This is a genomic window from Polaromonas sp. UBA4122 (assembly GCA_002381615.1).
Taxonomy (GTDB): Bacteria; Pseudomonadota; Gammaproteobacteria; order Burkholderiales; family Burkholderiaceae_C; genus Polaromonas.
On the sequence record DFWY01000012.1, the window covers coordinates 1 to 17,222 of the forward strand.

The 17,222-nt window shown below is 60.1% G+C and carries 15 protein-coding genes and 2 pseudogenes; 10 read left to right on the forward strand and 7 right to left on the reverse strand.

All coding sequences use genetic code 11. The annotated features are described in order from the left end of the window. Positions 1–30 precede the first annotated feature (30 nt). The 9 genes and pseudogenes from B3F77_RS02035 to B3F77_RS02075 all read left to right on the forward strand — a co-directional run. Positions 31–279: pseudogene (locus B3F77_RS02035) on the forward strand (MerR family DNA-binding protein); the annotation flags it as partial. Continuing rightward, a pseudogene (locus tag B3F77_RS02040) lies at positions 278–496 on the forward strand (DUF411 domain-containing protein); the annotation flags it as partial. The pseudogenes B3F77_RS02035 and B3F77_RS02040, both read left to right, overlap by 2 nt. Before the next feature lie 21 nt (positions 497–517). Next, positions 518–814: a copper-binding protein gene (locus tag B3F77_RS02045; RefSeq protein ID WP_293603341.1), complete on the forward strand. Its 297-nt coding sequence runs from the start codon at positions 518–520 to the stop codon at positions 812–814. Positions 815–971: 157 nt separating this feature from the next. After that, positions 972–2,306 carry a TAXI family TRAP transporter solute-binding subunit gene (locus B3F77_RS02050; protein ID WP_293603342.1) on the forward strand — a complete coding sequence of 445 codons (1,335 nt, stop codon included), beginning with the start codon at positions 972–974 and terminating at the stop codon, positions 2,304–2,306. 241 nt (positions 2,307–2,547) lie between these two features. Continuing rightward, positions 2,548–4,314 (forward strand): acetate--CoA ligase, encoded by a 1,767-nt coding sequence (gene acsA / locus B3F77_RS02055; RefSeq protein ID WP_293603343.1) that lies wholly within the window; start codon positions 2,548–2,550, stop codon positions 4,312–4,314. Between the two features lie 58 nt (positions 4,315–4,372). Then, the gene (gene pdhA / locus B3F77_RS02060) at positions 4,373–5,353 is read left to right on the forward strand and encodes a pyruvate dehydrogenase (acetyl-transferring) E1 component subunit alpha (RefSeq protein ID WP_293603344.1); all 981 of its coding nucleotides are present in this window, start codon (positions 4,373–4,375) and stop codon (positions 5,351–5,353) included. Further along, a complete protein-coding gene (locus B3F77_RS02065) occupies positions 5,350–6,321 on the forward strand; it encodes an alpha-ketoacid dehydrogenase subunit beta (protein WP_349678364.1) in 972 nt (323 codons plus the stop codon). The genes pdhA and B3F77_RS02065 overlap by 4 nt, the downstream gene beginning before the upstream one ends. Positions 6,322–6,556: 235 nt before the next feature. After that, entirely contained in the window at positions 6,557–7,756 is a 1,200-nt protein-coding gene (locus B3F77_RS02070) for a dihydrolipoamide acetyltransferase family protein (protein ID WP_293603345.1), read from the forward strand. A gap of 14 nt (positions 7,757–7,770) precedes the next feature. Then, a complete protein-coding gene (locus B3F77_RS02075; RefSeq protein WP_293603346.1) occupies positions 7,771–8,016 on the forward strand; it encodes an acyl carrier protein in 246 nt (81 codons plus the stop codon). A 225-nt stretch (positions 8,017–8,241) separates the two neighbouring features. On the opposite strand, the gene B3F77_RS02080 is transcribed toward B3F77_RS02075, so the two are convergent. The 5 genes from B3F77_RS02080 to ettA form a co-directional block, all read right to left on the reverse strand. Next, positions 8,242–9,075 (reverse strand): anti-sigma factor family protein, encoded by an 834-nt coding sequence (locus tag B3F77_RS02080; protein WP_293603347.1) that lies wholly within the window; start codon positions 9,073–9,075, stop codon positions 8,242–8,244. A 3-nt stretch (positions 9,076–9,078) separates the two neighbouring features. Then, positions 9,079–9,591: an RNA polymerase sigma factor gene (locus tag B3F77_RS02085; protein ID WP_293603348.1), complete on the reverse strand. Its 513-nt coding sequence runs from the start codon at positions 9,589–9,591 to the stop codon at positions 9,079–9,081. Between the two features lie 36 nt (positions 9,592–9,627). After that, a complete protein-coding gene (locus B3F77_RS02090) occupies positions 9,628–10,005 on the reverse strand; it encodes a hypothetical protein (protein ID WP_293603349.1) in 378 nt (125 codons plus the stop codon). Between the two features lie 359 nt (positions 10,006–10,364). Next, a complete protein-coding gene (locus tag B3F77_RS02095; protein ID WP_293603350.1) occupies positions 10,365–10,901 on the reverse strand; it encodes a DUF1415 domain-containing protein in 537 nt (178 codons plus the stop codon). A gap of 17 nt (positions 10,902–10,918) precedes the next feature. After that, on the reverse strand, positions 10,919–12,580 hold the full coding sequence (gene ettA, locus B3F77_RS02100) for an energy-dependent translational throttle protein EttA (RefSeq protein WP_293603351.1): 1,662 nt from the start codon (positions 12,578–12,580) through the stop codon (positions 10,919–10,921). A gap of 359 nt (positions 12,581–12,939) precedes the next feature. Between ettA and B3F77_RS02105 the strand changes: the two genes are divergently transcribed. Continuing rightward, the gene (locus B3F77_RS02105) at positions 12,940–14,655 is read left to right on the forward strand and encodes a DEAD/DEAH box helicase (protein ID WP_293603352.1); all 1,716 of its coding nucleotides are present in this window, start codon (positions 12,940–12,942) and stop codon (positions 14,653–14,655) included. A 145-nt stretch (positions 14,656–14,800) separates the two neighbouring features. Here the strand turns inward: B3F77_RS02105 and fba are convergent, their stop codons facing one another. Both fba and B3F77_RS02115 read right to left on the reverse strand, forming a co-directional pair. Then, positions 14,801–15,838: a class II fructose-bisphosphate aldolase gene (fba, locus tag B3F77_RS02110; protein WP_293603353.1), complete on the reverse strand. Its 1,038-nt coding sequence runs from the start codon at positions 15,836–15,838 to the stop codon at positions 14,801–14,803. 81 nt (positions 15,839–15,919) lie between these two features. Continuing rightward, positions 15,920–17,122, reverse strand: a complete 1,203-nt coding sequence (locus B3F77_RS02115) for a phosphoglycerate kinase (protein ID WP_293603354.1) — start codon at positions 17,120–17,122, stop codon at positions 15,920–15,922. Positions 17,123–17,222: the final 100 nt, after the last annotated feature.

A 17,222-nucleotide genomic window follows, 5' to 3' on the forward strand; every position in this document is an offset into this window, starting at 1 on the left:
TCTTTGAATGCAAAGTAGTATGAGGCGCAGATCAATGTGGAAACCATACGTTTTTACCAGCGCAAAGGCTTGATGCACGAGCCCAATCGGCCACTGGGCAGCGTGCGCCGCTATGGCGCGGCTGATCTGGGGCGAGTGCGTTTCATCAAGTCAGCCCAGCGACTGGATTTTAGCCTGGACGAGATTTCGCAACTGCTCAAATTGGAAGATGGGGCGTATTGCGATGAAGCGCGCGAGCGGGCACAACACAAGTTGATTGATGTGCGTGCAAAGCTGGCTGGGCGGCTATGCCCTCGAAGGACATGTTCCTGCCCGCGAAATTCACCGCCTTTTAAAAGAACGGCCAATGGCCATCGGCCTGGCCGTGCCGGGCATGCCGACCGGCTCACCGGGAATGGATGGGCCTGACTATGGCGGGCGCAAAGACCCGTACGACGTGCTGCTGATCAGTGCTGCTGGCGGTACCCGTGTTTATCAAAGCTATAACGGCACTTAAAAAGCACCTGAAAAATCTCCCATGAAACGCTTTACAACCGCACTCACCGCCCTGTTGGCCTCCAGCATTTTTTCGGCTTTTGCGCAGGCCCCTTTGCCTCAGACTGAAGGCGAAGTCCGAAAGATCGACAAAGACGCCGGCAAGATCACCCTCAAGCATGGCGAGATCAAAAACCTCGGCATGCCACCCATGAGCATGGTGTTTAAAGCCAAAGACCCGGCACTGCTCGGCAAGGTCAAGGCGGGCGACAAGGTCCGCTTTACCGCAGACCTGGTCAACGACACCTTGACCGTTCTTTCGATCGAACCCAGCAAATAAGCCCCCAAGCCGCTCGGCGCACTGCGCGCGATCTGCGCCGAGATTGCTATTATTAGCATAGCTGCTTGCGCCCGCAGCTATTGGGCTGCAGTCTATTTTTATCACTAGAAAAGCTTTTACCACCGCCGTGGCGGCTGGCGCGTGCTATGGTTAAGCCATGCCAAAAACCATGCGCTATACCCTGCTGTCGCTGCGCGATCTGGCCGTCTCTGTTGGCCCCTTCATTGTGCTGGCCGTCACGTTGCTGGTACTGGCCTACTGGTGGCTGGACCCGAACCCGCCCAAGCGGGTGGTGCTGGCCACCGGCCCGGCGCAAAGCGCGTATGAAGAATTCGGCAAGCGCTACGCGCGCATTCTTGCGAAAGACGGCATCGAGGTCGTCTTGCTGCCCTCTGAAGGGTCGGCCGCCAATTTGCAGCTGCTGCGCGACGGCAAAGCCGATCTCGGATTTGTGCAGGGCGGCACCAGTGAAGCAGGCACAGCCAGCAACGACCAGCTCGAATCGCTGGGCAGCCTTTTTCTGGAACCGGTGTGGCTGTTTTACCGTGAGGAGGCTGCACGCAAGGTCACAGCAGCAAGCGCCACCGCAGAAGCCACCTTGAGCTCGCTGACGCAGTTGCAAGGCTTGCGCGTCAACGTCGGCACGCCCGGCAGCGGTGTGCCCAACCTGATGAACAAATTGCTGGAAAGCAACCACATTGAAAGCAGCGCGCTGAAAATTTCCCAGCTTGAGCAGACGCCCGCCACAGTCGCCTTTCTGGCAGGCGAGCTGGACGCCATCGTGTTTGCCTCGGCCCCCGAGTCGCTGATGGTGCAGATGCTGCTGCAAACACCGGGTGTCAAGCTCATGGATTTTGCGCAAAGCGAAGCCTACTCGCGGCGTTTTGCGTTTTTAAGTCCGGCCGTGCTGCCGCGTGGCGTGGTTGATCTGGCCGCCAACATTCCACCGCAAGACGTTCACCTGGTCGCGCCCACCACCACACTGCTTACACGCACCAGCACGCACCCGGCGCTGCTGGAACTGTTTGCCCTGGCCGGCAACGAGATCCACGGCAGCGCCGGCTGGTTCAAGCGGGCCCGCGAATACCCCAATGTCAAAAACAACGAGCTGCCCGTCGCCAAAGAAGCCGAGCGCAGCATTCAGACCGGCCCGCCCCTGCTGCAGCGCTACCTGCCCTTCTGGGTGGCCAACATGGTCGAGCGCATGTGGCTGGCGATGGGCATCATCATCGCGGTGCTGCTGCCGCTGTCACGCATCGTGCCGCCGCTCTATGAGTTTCGCGTGCGCTCACGCATTTTCAGGTGGTACGGCCAGTTGCGGAACATTGAAAACCGGGCCGAGGAAACCCAAGACACCGGCCCGCTGCTCGATGAACTCAACGAGATGGAAAGCCGCGCCGAAAAGATCAGCGTGCCGCTGTCGTATACCGACGAACTTTATGCACTGCGCAACAACATTCAGTTGGTTCGAAAGAAACTGCAAAAGCATTAGCGGCTTCTTTCGAAGGCCTGTTTTCGGCCTTGTCTGTTGAAAAACTCGATTTGAAAAAGCAGCGCTGACGCACTCAAACTTCTTTTGCCTGGTTTCTCAATGACTGCTTGGGATTTTTGACTCGAGTATTTCCCTTCCCCGACCTCCTTCACGCTGGTACTAACTGATACAGATCAATAGCCTACCTCCCGGAGCGCATGAAAATGCTCTTCTGACCTGCAGAAGAAGAGAAAGGGACGCCATGGCTCGCGCTTCTATCATCCGCAAAACTGCCTCCGATTTTCACGTGCCGCCGAACTGGGCGGACTATGGCAAAGTCCGTGCCGAATTCTCGTGGGAAAAAGTACAACAAGAGCTGACAGGCCTGCCGGGTGGAGGCATCAACATTGCCTTTGAAGCCATAGAGCGCCATGCACAAGGTGCCTATCGGGACCGTGTTGCGTTTCGATTTCTGGGTGCCGGGCCTGATCGTGCCGTCACGTACCACGAACTCTCAGTCCTCACCAACCGCTTTGCCAATCTTCTTAAAACCCTCGGTATCGGCAAGGGCGATCGGCTATTCGTTCTCCTGGGCCGCATTCCCGAGCTGTACATTTCGGTCCTGGGCAGCCTGAAAAACGGCACAGTGGCCTGTCCGCTTTTTTCCGCCTTTGGCCCGGAGCCGATTGCCACGCGCCTGAGCCTGGGGGAAGCCAGGGTACTCGTCACGACCGAACAACTCTATCGCCGAAAAGTGGAAAATATCCGCGACAGGCTGCCAAACCTGCAGCATGTGCTGCTGGTGTCGGAACACGGCAACCCATCCGCCGACATTCCCGGCACACTGGACTTGAGCCGTCTGATGGCAGAGTCGTCAGACGAATTCGAGACCGTAGCGACACAAGCCGAGGATATGGCCCTGCTGCATTTCACCAGCGGCACCACCGGGACGCCGAAGGGTGCAGTCCATGTACATGGTGCGGTGGCAACACACTGGGCTACCGGCAAGTTTGCACTCGACCTGCATCCGGACGACATTTACTGGTGTACTGCTGATCCGGGATGGGTGACGGGCACCTCATACGGCATCATCGCGCCGCTGCTGCACGGCGTGACATCGATCGTGGACGAAGCCGATTTTGATGCCGAACGGTGGTATCGCATCCTCCAGGAGCGGCAGGTCACCGTTTGGTATACCGCGCCGACAGCCATCAGAATGCTGATGAAAGCCGGCGAGGAGATGGCCAAAAAATATTCATTTCCCAAGCTTCGCTTCATCGCCAGCGTCGGCGAACCGCTCAACCCGGAAGCGGTCTGGTGGGGCAAGGAAGTCCTGGGGTTGCCCATCCACGATAACTGGTGGCAAACCGAGACCGGGGGAATCATGATCGCCAACACGCCGGCATTTGACATCAAACCCGGATCGATGGGGCGGCCACTGCCCGGCATAGACGCCTTCATCGTCTCCCGGGATGAACACGGAACCGTTCACATCATTGAGGAGTCGGATACCAAGGGCGAGCTGGCATTGAAGCGCGGCTGGCCGTCGATGTTTCGCGGCTATCTGAACAACGAGGAGCGCTACCGGAAATGCTTCGCCGGCGATTTGTATCTGACAGGCGATTTGGCCACGCGCGACGAAGAAGGCTATCTCTGGTTCATCGGGCGTACGGATGACGTGATCAAGTCGTCTGGCCACCTGATCGGTCCGTTCGAAGTCGAGAGTGTCCTGATGGAACATCCGGCGGTAGCCGAAGCAGGCGTCATCGGCAAGCCCGACGAAACAGCAGGTGAAGTGGTCAAGGCATTCGTCTCGTTGAAAACCGGTTATCAGGCATCGGAGTCCCTGCGCATGGAATTGCTGGGCCATGCGCGCAAGCGCCTGGGTGCCGCCGTGGCTCCGAAGGAAATCGATTTCCTCCCCACTCTGCCCAGGACGAGAAGCGGGAAAATCATGCGCAGGCTATTGAAAGCGCGCGAACTGGGCCTGCCGGAAGGCGACACCTCGACGCTGGAGGGCCAGTCATGAGAAGGCGACACTGGTACACCAAAATCGACAGCCGTCCGCTTCTGCGGGAGCAGCCGACATGAGCGTGCCCTACGACAAATCCATGTCCTTATCTCTGCTGACCGACATGCTGCGCATACGCCGGATGGAGGAAAAAGCGGCGGAGCTTTACGGCGCCGAAAAAATTCGCGGTTTCCTGCACCTGTCTATCGGCGAAGAGGCCATCGCAGCCGGGGCGCTGCGTGCGCTCTCTCCTGAGGACAACATTGTTGCCACCTACCGCGAACACGGCCACGCCCTGGTGCGCGGCGTGTCCATGAACGCCATCATGGCTGAGATGTTCGGCAAGCAGGATGGCTGTTCGCGCGGACGCGGTGGCTCCATGCATATCTTCGATCGCAGCAAGCACTTCTTTGGCGGTAATGCGATTGTTGGTGGTGGGCTGCCGCTCGCCGTGGGCCTGGCACTGGCAGACAAGATGCAGAACATTTCGCGCGTGAATGCCTGCTTCTTCGGCGAGGGTGCTGTTGCAGAGGGTGCCTTCCATGAATCGATGAACCTGGCCGCATTGTGGCAACTGCCGGTGCTTTTTCTTTGCGAGAACAATCTCTACGCGATGGGTACGGCGTTGGCGCGTTCCGAGTCGCAGACTGATCTGTGCATCAAGGCCGCCAGTTACAACATGCCCGCCACCAGGACCGACGGCATGGACGTCGTAGCGGTTCACGAAACAACCCGGCTGGCCGCGCAACAGGTACGGTCCGGCAAGGGGCCTTTCTTTGTCGAATTCCAGACCTACCGATTCCGTCCGCACTCGATGTTCGATCCGGATCTTTATCGGGACAAGGCCGAAATCGAAGCCTGGAAAAAACGCGGACCGATCCACACCTTTTCTGCCCGGCTGAAGGCAGAGAACAAGCTGACCGAGACGGAATTCCTTGCCATCGACGCGAAGGTCAATCAGGAAGTGCAGGCAGCGGTCGCCTTCGCCGCAGCGTCGGAATGGGAGCCGGTTGAAGCGCTGACCCGGGATGTTTATTCTCCGGAGGCGCGGCCATGAAGATGAGTTACCGGGAAGCGTTGCGCCAGGCCCTGCGCGAAGCGCTGATGGCGGACCCGCGCGTATTCCTGATGGGCGAAGATGTCGGCAAATACGGCGGCTCCTATGCTGTCTCAAAAGGCTTCATGGAAGAATTCGGTCCCGAGCGGATCCGGGACACCCCGCTTTCCGAGTTGGGATTCGTCGGTGCCGGTATAGGCGCGGCTTTGGGGGGCATGCGTCCGATCGTGGAAATCATGACCATCAACTTCAGCCTGTTGGCGCTCGATCAGATCGTGAACACCGCTGCAGCGCTGCGCCATATGTCGGGCGGCCAGTTCAATGTGCCGATCGTGATCAGAATGGCCACCGGCGCCGGCCGCCAGCTGGCCGCGCAACACTCGCACAGCCTGGAGGGATGGTACGCGCATATTCCCGGCATCAAGGTGCTCGCACCGGCAACGGTCGCCGATGCGTATGGAATGCTGGCCCCCGCGCTGGCGGACCCCGATCCGGTCATCATTTTCGAACATGCGCAGTTGTACAACATGGAGGCCGATATCGACCCTCAGGCCTGCGACATCCGCTCAGCCGCGGTGCGCCGCAAAGGTGCCGATGTGAGCCTTGTCACGTATGGCGGTAGCCTGCCAAAAACGCTCCAGGCCGCGGAACAACTTGCGGCAGAAGGCATTGATGCCGAGGTAGTCGATCTGAGAGTCTTGCGGCCACTGGATACGGAAACCATAGTCGCCTCCGTCCGCAAAACACACCGTGCGGTCGTCGTCGATGAGGGCTGGAAAACCGGCAGCCTGTCGGCGGAAATCATGGCACGCATCATGGAGAACGCCTTTTACGATCTCGATGCGCCGCTGGCCCGCGTCTGCAGCGCAGAGGTGCCTATTCCCTATGCCCGGCATATGGAAGAAGCAGTGCTGCCGCAAGCACACACCATTGCCGCGGCCGCGAAACAACTGATGGGGAAAACCTGATCCTAGATTCCTCAGTTGACCGCTTTGATTTTTCAATAAGTTCTTATGAGTATTGACTTTTTTAACTTCGACGCAGTTCGCCGTTTGGGTGAGAGCGCTACGCGCCCGATTGAACCACTGGCAACGCGCCCGGGGTCGTTGCTCCGCCTCGCAGGCAGTAGCCTGCAGCGTTGTCTCGCCTACCCGGCTACGACGCCAGCGGCCCACTCGGGCGCGTCCAACTGAGGAATCTAGGATGATCGAGTTCAAGTTGCCATCTCTCGGCGCTGACATGGACAAGGGCACGCTGCTGCAATGGAATATACGGCCCGGGGACGCCGTCAAGCGCGGCCAGGTCGTCGCCGTGGTGGATACTTCGAAAGCAGCGGTCGACGTGGAAAGCTGGCAGGAAGGCGTCGTGTTCGAGCTTCTGGTGCAGCCCGGAGAAACCGTAGCGGTCGGCACCGTGCTCGCCACACTGCTGGAAGCCGGCGAGACCCCGGAAACCGTGAAACCAACAGAACAGGCAGCGCGGACAGGCAAAGCACCCGATGTTTCCGTCACCTCCACCCCTGCGCTTGCCGTCGCCCCCCCCACTGATCTTTCCCCTGCACTCATCGCACCATCGGTGCGGCGCAAGGTATCGCCGGCGGCACGCAAGCATGCCCAGGAGCATGGCATCAACATCGAGGCCGTGGTCGGCACAGGCCCTGGCGGCGCTGTGACTTTGCAGGATGTACAAAAAGCCGTCGAATTGCCAACACAAGCGCAGGCGGCTGCAGCGACTGGCAAGCAGGCCGAGATGCGCAAGGCCATCGCGGCCGCCATGAGTCGCTCCAAGAGAGAGATCCCGCACTACTATTTGAGCGAGACCGTGCCGATGCGCAAAGCACAGGAGTGGCTGGCGGCAAGCAACGAGAAACGCAGTATCACCGAGCGCCTGTTGATGGCCACGCTTCAACTCAAGGCGGTGGCCATGGCGCTAAAAAAGTACCCGGATATGAATGGTTTCTACCTGAACGGTGTCCGTCAGCCTTCCCAGGCCGTCCATATCGGTGTGGCAATTTCATTGCGGCAGGGAGGACTCATCGCACCGGCGATCCATGAGGTCGGAGAGAAATCGCTGGATCAACTCATGCGCGATCTCACCGACCTCGTCAGGCGGGCTCGCGCCGGATCGCTGCGCAGCTCCGAAATGTCGGACCCGACCGTGACGGTGACCAATCTGGGCGAACAGGGCGTTGACACCGTCTACGGCGTGATTTATCCGCCGCAGGTCGCATTGGTCGGTTTCGGCAGAATTCACGACATGCCGTGGGTGACAGACGGCGCACTGGGCGCCATGCCGGCCATGACGGCGAGCCTTTCCGCCGACCACCGGGTCTCCGACGGCCATTACGGAGCGCTGTTCCTCGCTGAAGTCCGCGAGCAACTGCAGCGCCCTGAACAACTCTGATGGACGAACGGACGATGAAACAACAAGAACTCCTGGCCGCTGTGGTCTCCACACTCAAGTCCATCGCACCGGAGGTGGAAGAAAATGATCTTGTTGCCGATCAGCCGCTGCGCAACCAGGTTGACCTGGACTCGATGGACTGGCTCAACTTTCTCATCGGCTTGCATCACAAACTCAAGGTCGATATTCCGGAGTCCGATTACGCCAGATTGCGCACGCTAAACGACCTGCTGGAATATCTGCGCACAAAAGTGACGTGATGGAATACATGCACCAGCACGCAGCCCGCGCTGCTGCAACTGTTTGCGCTGGCCGGCAACGAGATCCACGGCAGCGCCGGCTGGTTGAGCTGAACCAGCTGAAAAGCCGCGCCGAAAAGATCAGCGTACCGCTGTCGTATGCCGACGAACTTTATGCTCTGCGCAACAACCTCCAGCTGGTGCGCAATAAACTGCAACGGCTGTAGCCTGGGCCGGAGGATATGGCTATGACGCCGGCTCAAGCTGCCGGTAGATCTCCTGTGAAACGCGCGCCAATTCCTTGCGGTCGGCGCCGCCCGACAGGGCATAGCCAAAGTTTTTGTCCACCCAGTAAAAAACGTTGACCGAACCGTCCTGCCCGAACTTGAAGGCAGTTTCCAGGCCGGCGGCTTCGCGTGTGACATACAAAGTCAGCCGCTGGCCGCTGGCCGTGGTGTACATGAACTGTGCCACCGGTCCCTTGTCGCCTGGCAACAGGCGGCCACCCACCAGTTCGTAGCCAATGGCATTCAGGGCGGGCGGGTGCACCGGCGTGCCTAGCCGTTTGCTCAGCCAGGTGACCAGTGCCTGCTCCTGGTCTGCACCCAGCTCTACCGGACGGCGGGCATCAGGGCTGTAAACCACATGTGCAACTGCGGCGCGCTGTGCAAAACCCGGCAAATTGCCCGATTTGACGGTGACTTGTGAGTCGGAATTTACAGCGGCAAGCCGTGCGGCGTCGCTGTCCACCGCGCCGCGAACAAACCAGGCCGAGCTGGCGCTGACCACGGCAAGGGCAATACCCGCCGCCACACCGCGCCAAGGCCATGCAGTGGCCTCCGGCCTCAAGGGCAAGCGAAGGGGCAGCGGCTCCCGCACCACGGGATCAAGCCACTCACGAAGCAGCTCGTTTTGACGTTGCCACTCCAGCACACGCTGGCGCTCGTCGGGGCGGCTTGCCAGAAATTGCTCGACGTCAGCGCGACGTGCCGCTGTCAACTGCTGATCCACATACGCATGCAGATCGGCTTCGGTGATGGGCGCCGCGCCGCTTGAGGCAGTGAGTTTGATATCGTCCATAAGTTATTTGATGCGCTGGATCTTGCTGACCACTTCGCGTCCCTCCATTTCAGCGCGCAACCGCTCGCGCGCCCGTGAAAGGCGAGACATCACCGTACCCACAGGCACGCCGAGTGCACTGGCGACCTCCTGGTAGCTGAGTTCTTCAACGCCCACCAAAAGCAACACCTCCCGCTGCTCGTGCGGCAAGCGCTGCAACAGACGATCCAGGTCGCCCACCTCAAGCCGGTCGGCCTGCGTGGCGCGCTCGGGCAACTCCGGCACATCGTCGCCCGCGCTGTCTTCAGGGCGCGAGCGCTGAGCCCGTATGCGGTCGACAAATGCGTTGTGCATGATGCCAAACATCCAGGCCCGGATCTCGCCGCGCTTTTGCCACATCGAGAACCGGGCCCATGCGCGCTCAAGCGTGTCCTGCACCAGGTCGTCAGCGCGATCGCGGTCCGCAGTCAGCCCGCGCGCGTAACGACGCAGGCTGGGAATGCAGGCCACGATATCGGCTTCGTCCTGGGCGAGCATGGGTCAGATATGAGACAAGCGTACAGCAGTGCAGTTTTACGGCTTGATGACGTGCCACACGTCTTTAAAGTTGTCGCCCGTCTTGTCGCCGGGCTTGGTATCGGCAGAATAAAGATATACCGGCTTGCCTTTGTAAGCCCACTGTTTGGCGCCATCGTCGCGCGTCACGATCGTCATGTCACCTTCAGGCTTGGCATCAGCCGCTGCCATGATGGCAGGCCACAAGGTAGCGCAAGGGCCATTGCAGGTGCTCTTGCCGCTGCCTGCAACATCCTTGTCAAAAGTGTAGATCGTCATGCCTGCAGTGTTAACCAGCATGCCGCCCTGGCCTTTAACCGCCATGTCAGCCTGGGCGAAGGTCGAAACCACAGCGACAAGAGAAAGGGCCAGTGTTGAAATCAAACGGGTTTTCATAAGATTCTTCCTTGAAAGGGTTAATGAAAGTTGAGGAGACACTGCAATAGACGCAATGGTCGGCCCGTTTATTCCCGCTGTGTTCAATGTATTCAGAAATTTTTCTATCCCACTCCAGGCGCTCCCATGTCGCGCGGATGTCGCATTGGGTGAAAACGAATGAATTTTCTCACTCCGTGAACATAGGCTACGACATAAAGACCGTTCTGGAGTTCTGTCCGCTGTATTTCGCTCACTGGCATGAACCTGCCCAACCCCTGTCTACGGCAGTCCGGTTACGTCGAACGGCAAATCTTGATTTACCCAGGATGACCCGCTCTGACATGACGGATCGCTGAACGCCGCCTTGCCGTCTCAGCTTACAGCCCCAGCGCCTTCCAGCCTTCGTGCCCCAGCTTCTCCAGCGTCTTGATGTTCTCTTCAAAGATGGCCTCGGCTTCGGGAAAAGCCTCCACTGCACGCTGAATACTTTCCTCGCGCAGCAAATGCAATATGGCAAACGGCGCGCGGTTGGTGTAATTGCTGATGTCGTCCGGCTCGGTGCCGTCAAACTGGAACTTCGGGTGAAAGCTGGCCACCTGCAGCACGCCTTCCAGGCCGTGCTCGTTCACCACGCCTTCGGCAATTTCCAGGAAATCATTGAAGTCGAGGAAATCGTCAAACAGCGTCGGGTGAATCAGCAGCGTGGTATCTATCTGTTCAGCGTGCGTGGCCACGAGCAGGTCGAGCTCGCGGTCGAGCTCATCGAGCAGGTCGTCGGCGTGCCGTGCGTGACTCACCACCAGGCGCACCTGGTTCTTCACGTACACCGCTTTGGCAAACGGGCACAGGTTCAGACTGATCACGGCTTTTTCAAGCCACTGCCGGGTCTGCTTCAAAACGTCCTGGTCAGTCATGGCTGGACTGGCACCAATCAATGCAAGGCCTTGAAGCGCATGCGCTTGGGCTTGGCGCCTTCTTCACCCAGACGTCTCTTCTTGTCGGCTTCGTACTCCTGGTAGTTGCCGTCAAAGAAGGTCCACTGGCTGTCGCCTTCGGCAGCAAGAATGTGCGTGGCGATACGGTCCAGAAACCAGCGGTCATGGCTGATCACCAGCACCGAGCCGGCGAATTCGAGCAGCGCGTCTTCCAGCGCACGCAGGGTTTCCACGTCGAGGTCATTGGTCGGTTCGTCAAGCATCAACACATTGCCGCCAGCAATCAGCGTCTTGGCCAGGTGCAGGCGTCCGCGCTCACCGCCCGACAGCGTGCCGACACGTTTTTGCTGGTCACCGCCGTTGAAGTTGAAGCGGCCGGCATAGGCCCGGCTGGGCATCTGGAACTTGCCAACGTTGAGAATATCGAGACCGCCCGAGATGTCTTCCCAGACGGTTTTTTCATTCGCCAGTTCGTCGCGGTTCTGGTCCACAAACGCCATCTTGACGGTGGAGCCAATCACCACTTCACCACTGTCTGGTTGCTCTTTGCCAGAAATCATCTTGAACAGCGTCGACTTGCCGGCACCGTTGGGGCCGATGATGCCGACAATGGCGCCTGCCGGAATGCTGAAGCTCAGGTTGTCGATCAGCAGGCGATCACCAAACGATTTGCTCACGCCCTTGAAGTCGATCACCTGGTTGCCCAGGCGCTCGGCTACCGGAATGAAAATCTCGTTGGTTTCCACACGCTTCTGGTATTCAAAATCGGACAGTTCCTCAAAGCGCGCAATGCGCGACTTGCTCTTGGCCTGGCGCGCTTTGGGGTTCTGGCGAACCCACTCCAGCTCTTTCTTCAGGGCCTTGGCGCGGGCTTCTTCGCCCTTATGTTCAAGCACCAGGCGCTCTTGCTTTTGTTGCAGCCAGTCGCTGTAGTTGCCTTTGTACGGAATGCCGGAGCCACGGTCGAGTTCCAGAATCCACTCGGCCGCGTTGTCAAGAAAGTAGCGGTCATGGGTGATGGCCACCACGGTGCCCGAGTAGCGCTGCAAAAACTGCTCCAGCCAGTCGACCGATTCGGCGTCCAGGTGGTTGGTGGGCTCGTCAAGCAGCAGCATATCGGGCCTGGACAGCAGCAAGCGACACAGCGCAACACGGCGTTTTTCACCGCCTGAAAGCACCCCAATTTTGGCATCCCAGGGCGGCAGGCGCAGCGCATCGGCCGCAATCTCAAGCTGATGCTCGGAGTCGGTACCGGCGGTGGCGATGATGGCCTCCAGGCGGGCCTGCTCGGTGGCCAGCGCATCGAAGTCGGCATCGGGCTCGCCGTAGGCGGTGTACACCGCTTCCAGTTGGGCCTTGGCGGCAAACACCGCCCCCATGCCTTCTTCAATACTCTCGCGCACGGTGTGCTCGGGGTTGAGCTTGGGTTCCTGCGGCAGGTAGCCAATGTTCAGACCGGGCATGGGCGTGGCTTCGCCCTCGATCTCGGTGTCCAGCCCGGCCATGATCTTGAGCAGGGTGGACTTGCCCGAGCCGTTCACGCCCAGCACGCCAATCTTGGCACCCGGGAAAAAACTTAAGGAAACGTCTTTGAGAATCTGTCGTTTGGGCGGCACGATTTTGCCGACCCGGTTCATGGTGAATACGTACTGAGCCATCAGGATTACTTTGATAAAAAGGGAAAACAACGCAAAAGAAACGGACTGCATGCCGCCTGTACACAGGATTTTTGCAGGTCTCTTCGCAAACCAAAACCACACACCGTACCTTGGGGGCCGACACCTCAAATCAAGGCGCGTTTCTGGCGTGAATACGCTGATTATCGTTCCGTGCGACAATACCTGAGTTGCTGGCTCCAGTTGCCTTCAACATTTGGGCACATCTCGGGTACTGCTTTCAGTAGTTACTTACGGTGTTTTTAGCCTGAGTTTCTGACTCCATCTGCCTTTGACTGGCGGGTTGCTTTCACACAAAGCACCCAACAGGCCGATCTAAAGCGCCCCCTGGGCGCCACACCATGACATTTGAAGAATTGAATTTGGCCCCGGCCATTCTTAAAGCCGTGCTTGAGCAAGGCTATGACACACCTACGCCCATCCAGGCACAGGCCATTCCCGCCGTGCTCGCAGGGAGCGACCTGCTGGGCGGCGCCCAGACCGGCACCGGCAAGACGGCAGCGTTCACGCTGCCCATGCTGCAGCGCCTGAGCACCGAACCCCGGCTGACCAACCGGCGCGGCGTCAACGCCGTGCGCGCACTCATCATGACGCCCACCCGCGAGCTGGCCGCCCAGGTTGAAGAAAGCGTCCGCACTTACGGCAAATACCTGGACCTCACCTCAATGGTGATGTTTGGCGGTGTCGGCATGGGCGCGCAAATCGAAAAACTGCGCCGCGGCGTGGACATTCTGGTGGCCACCCCCGGCCGCCTGCTCGACCATGCGGGCCAAGGCACGCTGGACCTGAGCCAGGTGCAAATCCTGGTGCTCGACGAAGCCGACCGCATGCTGGACATGGGCTTCATCCACGACATCAAGAAAGTGCTGGCCCTGGTACCCAAGCAGAAGCAAACGCTGCTGTTCAGCGCCACCTTCAGCGATGAAATCCGCGAGCTGACCAACGGCCTGCTGCGCAATCCGGTGTCCATCCAGGTGACGCCGCGCAACACCACGGTGCAGAGCATCACGCAAACCATTCACCCCGTGGGCCGCAGCAAAAAGAAAGCGCTGCTCACCCACATCATCAACGAGCACAACTGGAGCCAGGTGCTGGTGTTCACGCGCACCAAGTTCGGCGCCAACAATGTGGCCGAGCACCTGAGCAAAAACGGCATTCAAGCCATGGCGCTGCACGGCAACAAGAGCCAGACCGCACGCACGCAGGCCCTGCAAGGCTTCAAGAACGGCGACATCCGCGCGCTGGTGGCCACCGACATTGCCGCACGCGGCATCGACATCGACGAGTTGCCACACGTGGTGAACTATGAAATCCCCAACGTCAGCGAAGACTATGTGCACCGCATCGGCCGCACCGGCCGCGCGGGCAACAGCGGCCAGGCTGTGAGCTTGGTGTGCATGGACGAAGAAGGCTTCATGCAGGACATTGAGCGCTTTACCAAGCAAAACATCGAGAAGATCGTTGTGCCTGGTTTTGAAGCCGAACCCGGCGAAAGAGCCGAGCCCCTGGCCATGGGCCGCCAGACCATCTGGGGCGGCTTGGGCAAGCCGCCCAGTCGCGACGTGATGCAGGCAGCCGCCAAGGCCGCGCGCAGCGAAATGATGACGCGCATCCGTGACACCAAGGGCGCCCAGCCTGCGCGTGGCGGCGCACGCAGCGCCAATGGCGGCGGTGGCCGGGGCCGCAACCCGGCCGGTGGTGGCAATGGCGGTGAAAGCCGTGGCGCCAATGGTGGCGATACCCGTGGGGCTAATGCCGGCCGCCGCAGCCCGGCCCAGCCACGCCAGAACACCGGCTATTCACAGGGTGGCCAGCCTTCAGGCCAGCCAAGGAATGCCCATGCACAAGCGCCGCGTCAGCAAAGCAGCGAGCCACGCAATGACTTCGACAACCAGCAACCGGCGAGCCACGCCTCTTCCGGGTTCCCCTCTTCCGGCCAACCCACGGGCAACCGCAACAACTTCCGGGGCAACCGCTCTGGTGGTGGTGGCACGGGTGGCCGCAGCAGCAACGGCCCCCGCCGCTCCGGCGGTCCTGGCTCGTTTACTGGCCGATAAGCACTACACGGCGGTTCACTGCGTGGGCCGCCGCGCGCCATCGCAACAAGACCCCCCGGCTGGTGGTGCACCTCACAGATTCATTCCGCGAATTTGTATCGCCACCCGTTAATGACCTGTTCATCGCGCTGGGCACTCACTCGCCTCATGCGTAGCGCGCCGCCATCACATCCATGCTGACCGGCTTGATGCGGCTGGCCTGGCCGGCGCAGCCAAACGCCTCGAAGCGCGCCCTGCAGATGCCGCTTGCGGCTTTCTTGGCAGCCAGCAACGCCTTGCGTGGATCGAACTCGCTTTTCTGTTCAGCGAAGACCTGACGCATGGCGCCGGTCATCGCCAAGCGGATGTCGGTGTCGATATTGACTTTGCGCACGCCACTCTTGATGCCGCGCTGAATCTCTTCGACCGGTACGCCGTAGGTTTCCTTGATGTCACCGCCATATTGGCGGATGATTTCCAACCACTCCTGCGGCACGCTGGAGCTGCCGTGCATCACCAGGTGGGTATTGGGAATCTGTGCATGAATGGCGGCGATGCGGTCGATGGCCAGGATATCGCCGGTGGGCTTGCGCGTGAATTTGTAGGCGCCGTGGCTGGTGCCGATGGCAATGGCCAGCGCGTCCACACCGGTTTGGGCGACAAAATCTTTGGCCTGCACCGGGTCGGTCAGCATCATGTCGTGGGTGAGCTTGCCTTCGGCGCCGACGCCATCTTCTTCGCCCGCTTCGCCGGTTTCCAGACTGCCCAGGCAACCCAGTTCACCCTCGACCGACACGCCCACAGCGTGGGCCATCTCGCCAACGCGGCGCGTGACCTCGACGTTGTACTCGTAGCTGGAGGGGGTCTTGCCATCGGCCATGAGGGAGCCGTCCATCATCACGCTGGTGAAGCCCGAGCGGATGGATTGGATGCACACTGCCGGCGAGGTGCCGTGGTCCTGGTGCAGTACCACGGGAATGTCGGGATGGGACTCCACCGCCGCCAGCATCATGTGGCGCAGGTAGGCTTCGCCCGCGTATTTGCGTGCCCCGGCCGAGGCCTGCAGGATGACCGGGCTGTCGGTGGCCTGCGCGGCTTCCATGATGGCCTGGATCTGCTCCAGGTTGTTGACGTTGAAAGCAGGAACGCCATAGCCGTGTTCAGCGGCATGGTCCAGCATCTGGCGAAGGGAAACAAAGGCCATGAAAATCTCCTCGGGTTATAAATAAAAAGTGGCTTCAGCGCTTACTGCTAGTGCGCAAGCAGCTATGCTTTCAATAGCAAATCAAAGACAGGTCGCCTCGGCCCGCTGTTGCAGGATCTCGAACGCAGGCAGTGTTTTGCCCTCCAGCACCTCCAGAAAGGCACCGCCGCCGGTGGAGATGTAGCCCACCTGGCTTCCGATGCCGTACTTGGCAATCGCCGCCAACGTGTCGCCACCGCCGGCGATGCTGAAGGCGCCCGATTCGGCAATGGCTTGGGCGATTTGCTTCGTGCCGTTTTCAAACGCGGCAAACTCAAACACGCCCAGCGGGCCGTTCCACACAATGGTGCCCGCCCGCTTGAGTTGCTCGGCCAGCTTTTTGGCCGTTTCCGGGCCGATGTCCAGAATCAGATCGTCGTCGGCGACTTCCGTGGCTTTCTTGACGGTTGCGGGTGCGTCGGCACTGAAGGTTTTGGCGGTGACAACATCGGTGGGGATGGGCACTTCGGCGCCGCGAACTTTCATGGCCTCGATCACCGCCCTGGCCTCGCCAATCAGGCCCGGTTCGGCCAGGCTTTTGCCGATGTTCAAGCCCGCTGCCAGCATGAAGGTGTTGGCGATGCCGCCGCCCACCATCAGCTGGTCGACGTTGTTGGCCAGGCTTTTCAGGATGCTGAGTTTGGAGCTGACTTTGGAACCGCCGACGATGGCGACCAAGGGCCGTTTTGGCTTGGCCAGCGCTTTGCTGATGGCGTCTATTTCAGCGGACAAGAGGGGCCCGGCGCAGGCGATGGGGGCGTATTGGGCGATGCCGTAGGTGGTGCCTTCGGCGCGGTGGGCGGTGCCGAACGCGTCGTGCACAAAGATGTCGCACAGCGCGGCGAGTTTGCGGGCCAGTTCTTCACTGTTCTTTTTCTCGCCAACGTTGACGCGGCAGTTTTCCAGCAGCACAAGCTGGCCAGGCGCAACAGTGACGCCATCTACCCAATTGGCCACCAGCGGAACTTCCCGGCCCAGCAGTTCGGCCAAGCGTTTGGCCACGGGAGCCAGCGAATCTTCGGGCTTGAACTCGCCTTCGGTGGGCCGACCCAGGTGGCTGGTGACCATCACCGCGGCACCGGCGTCCAGCGCCATCTGGATGCAGGGCACGCTGGCGCGGATGCGGGTGTCTTCGGTGATGTTGCCTGCAGCGTCCTGCGGCACGTTCAGGTCGGCGCGGATGAAGACGCGCTTGTTGGCGACGAAGCCGCTTTTCGCCACATCGGCAAAGCGCAGGACTTTCACAGTGAGCCTCCGACCACGCGCGCCATCTCCAGGCACTTGTTCGAGTAGCCCCACTCGTTGTCATACCAGGCGACAACCTTGACGAAGGTGCTGTCCAGGG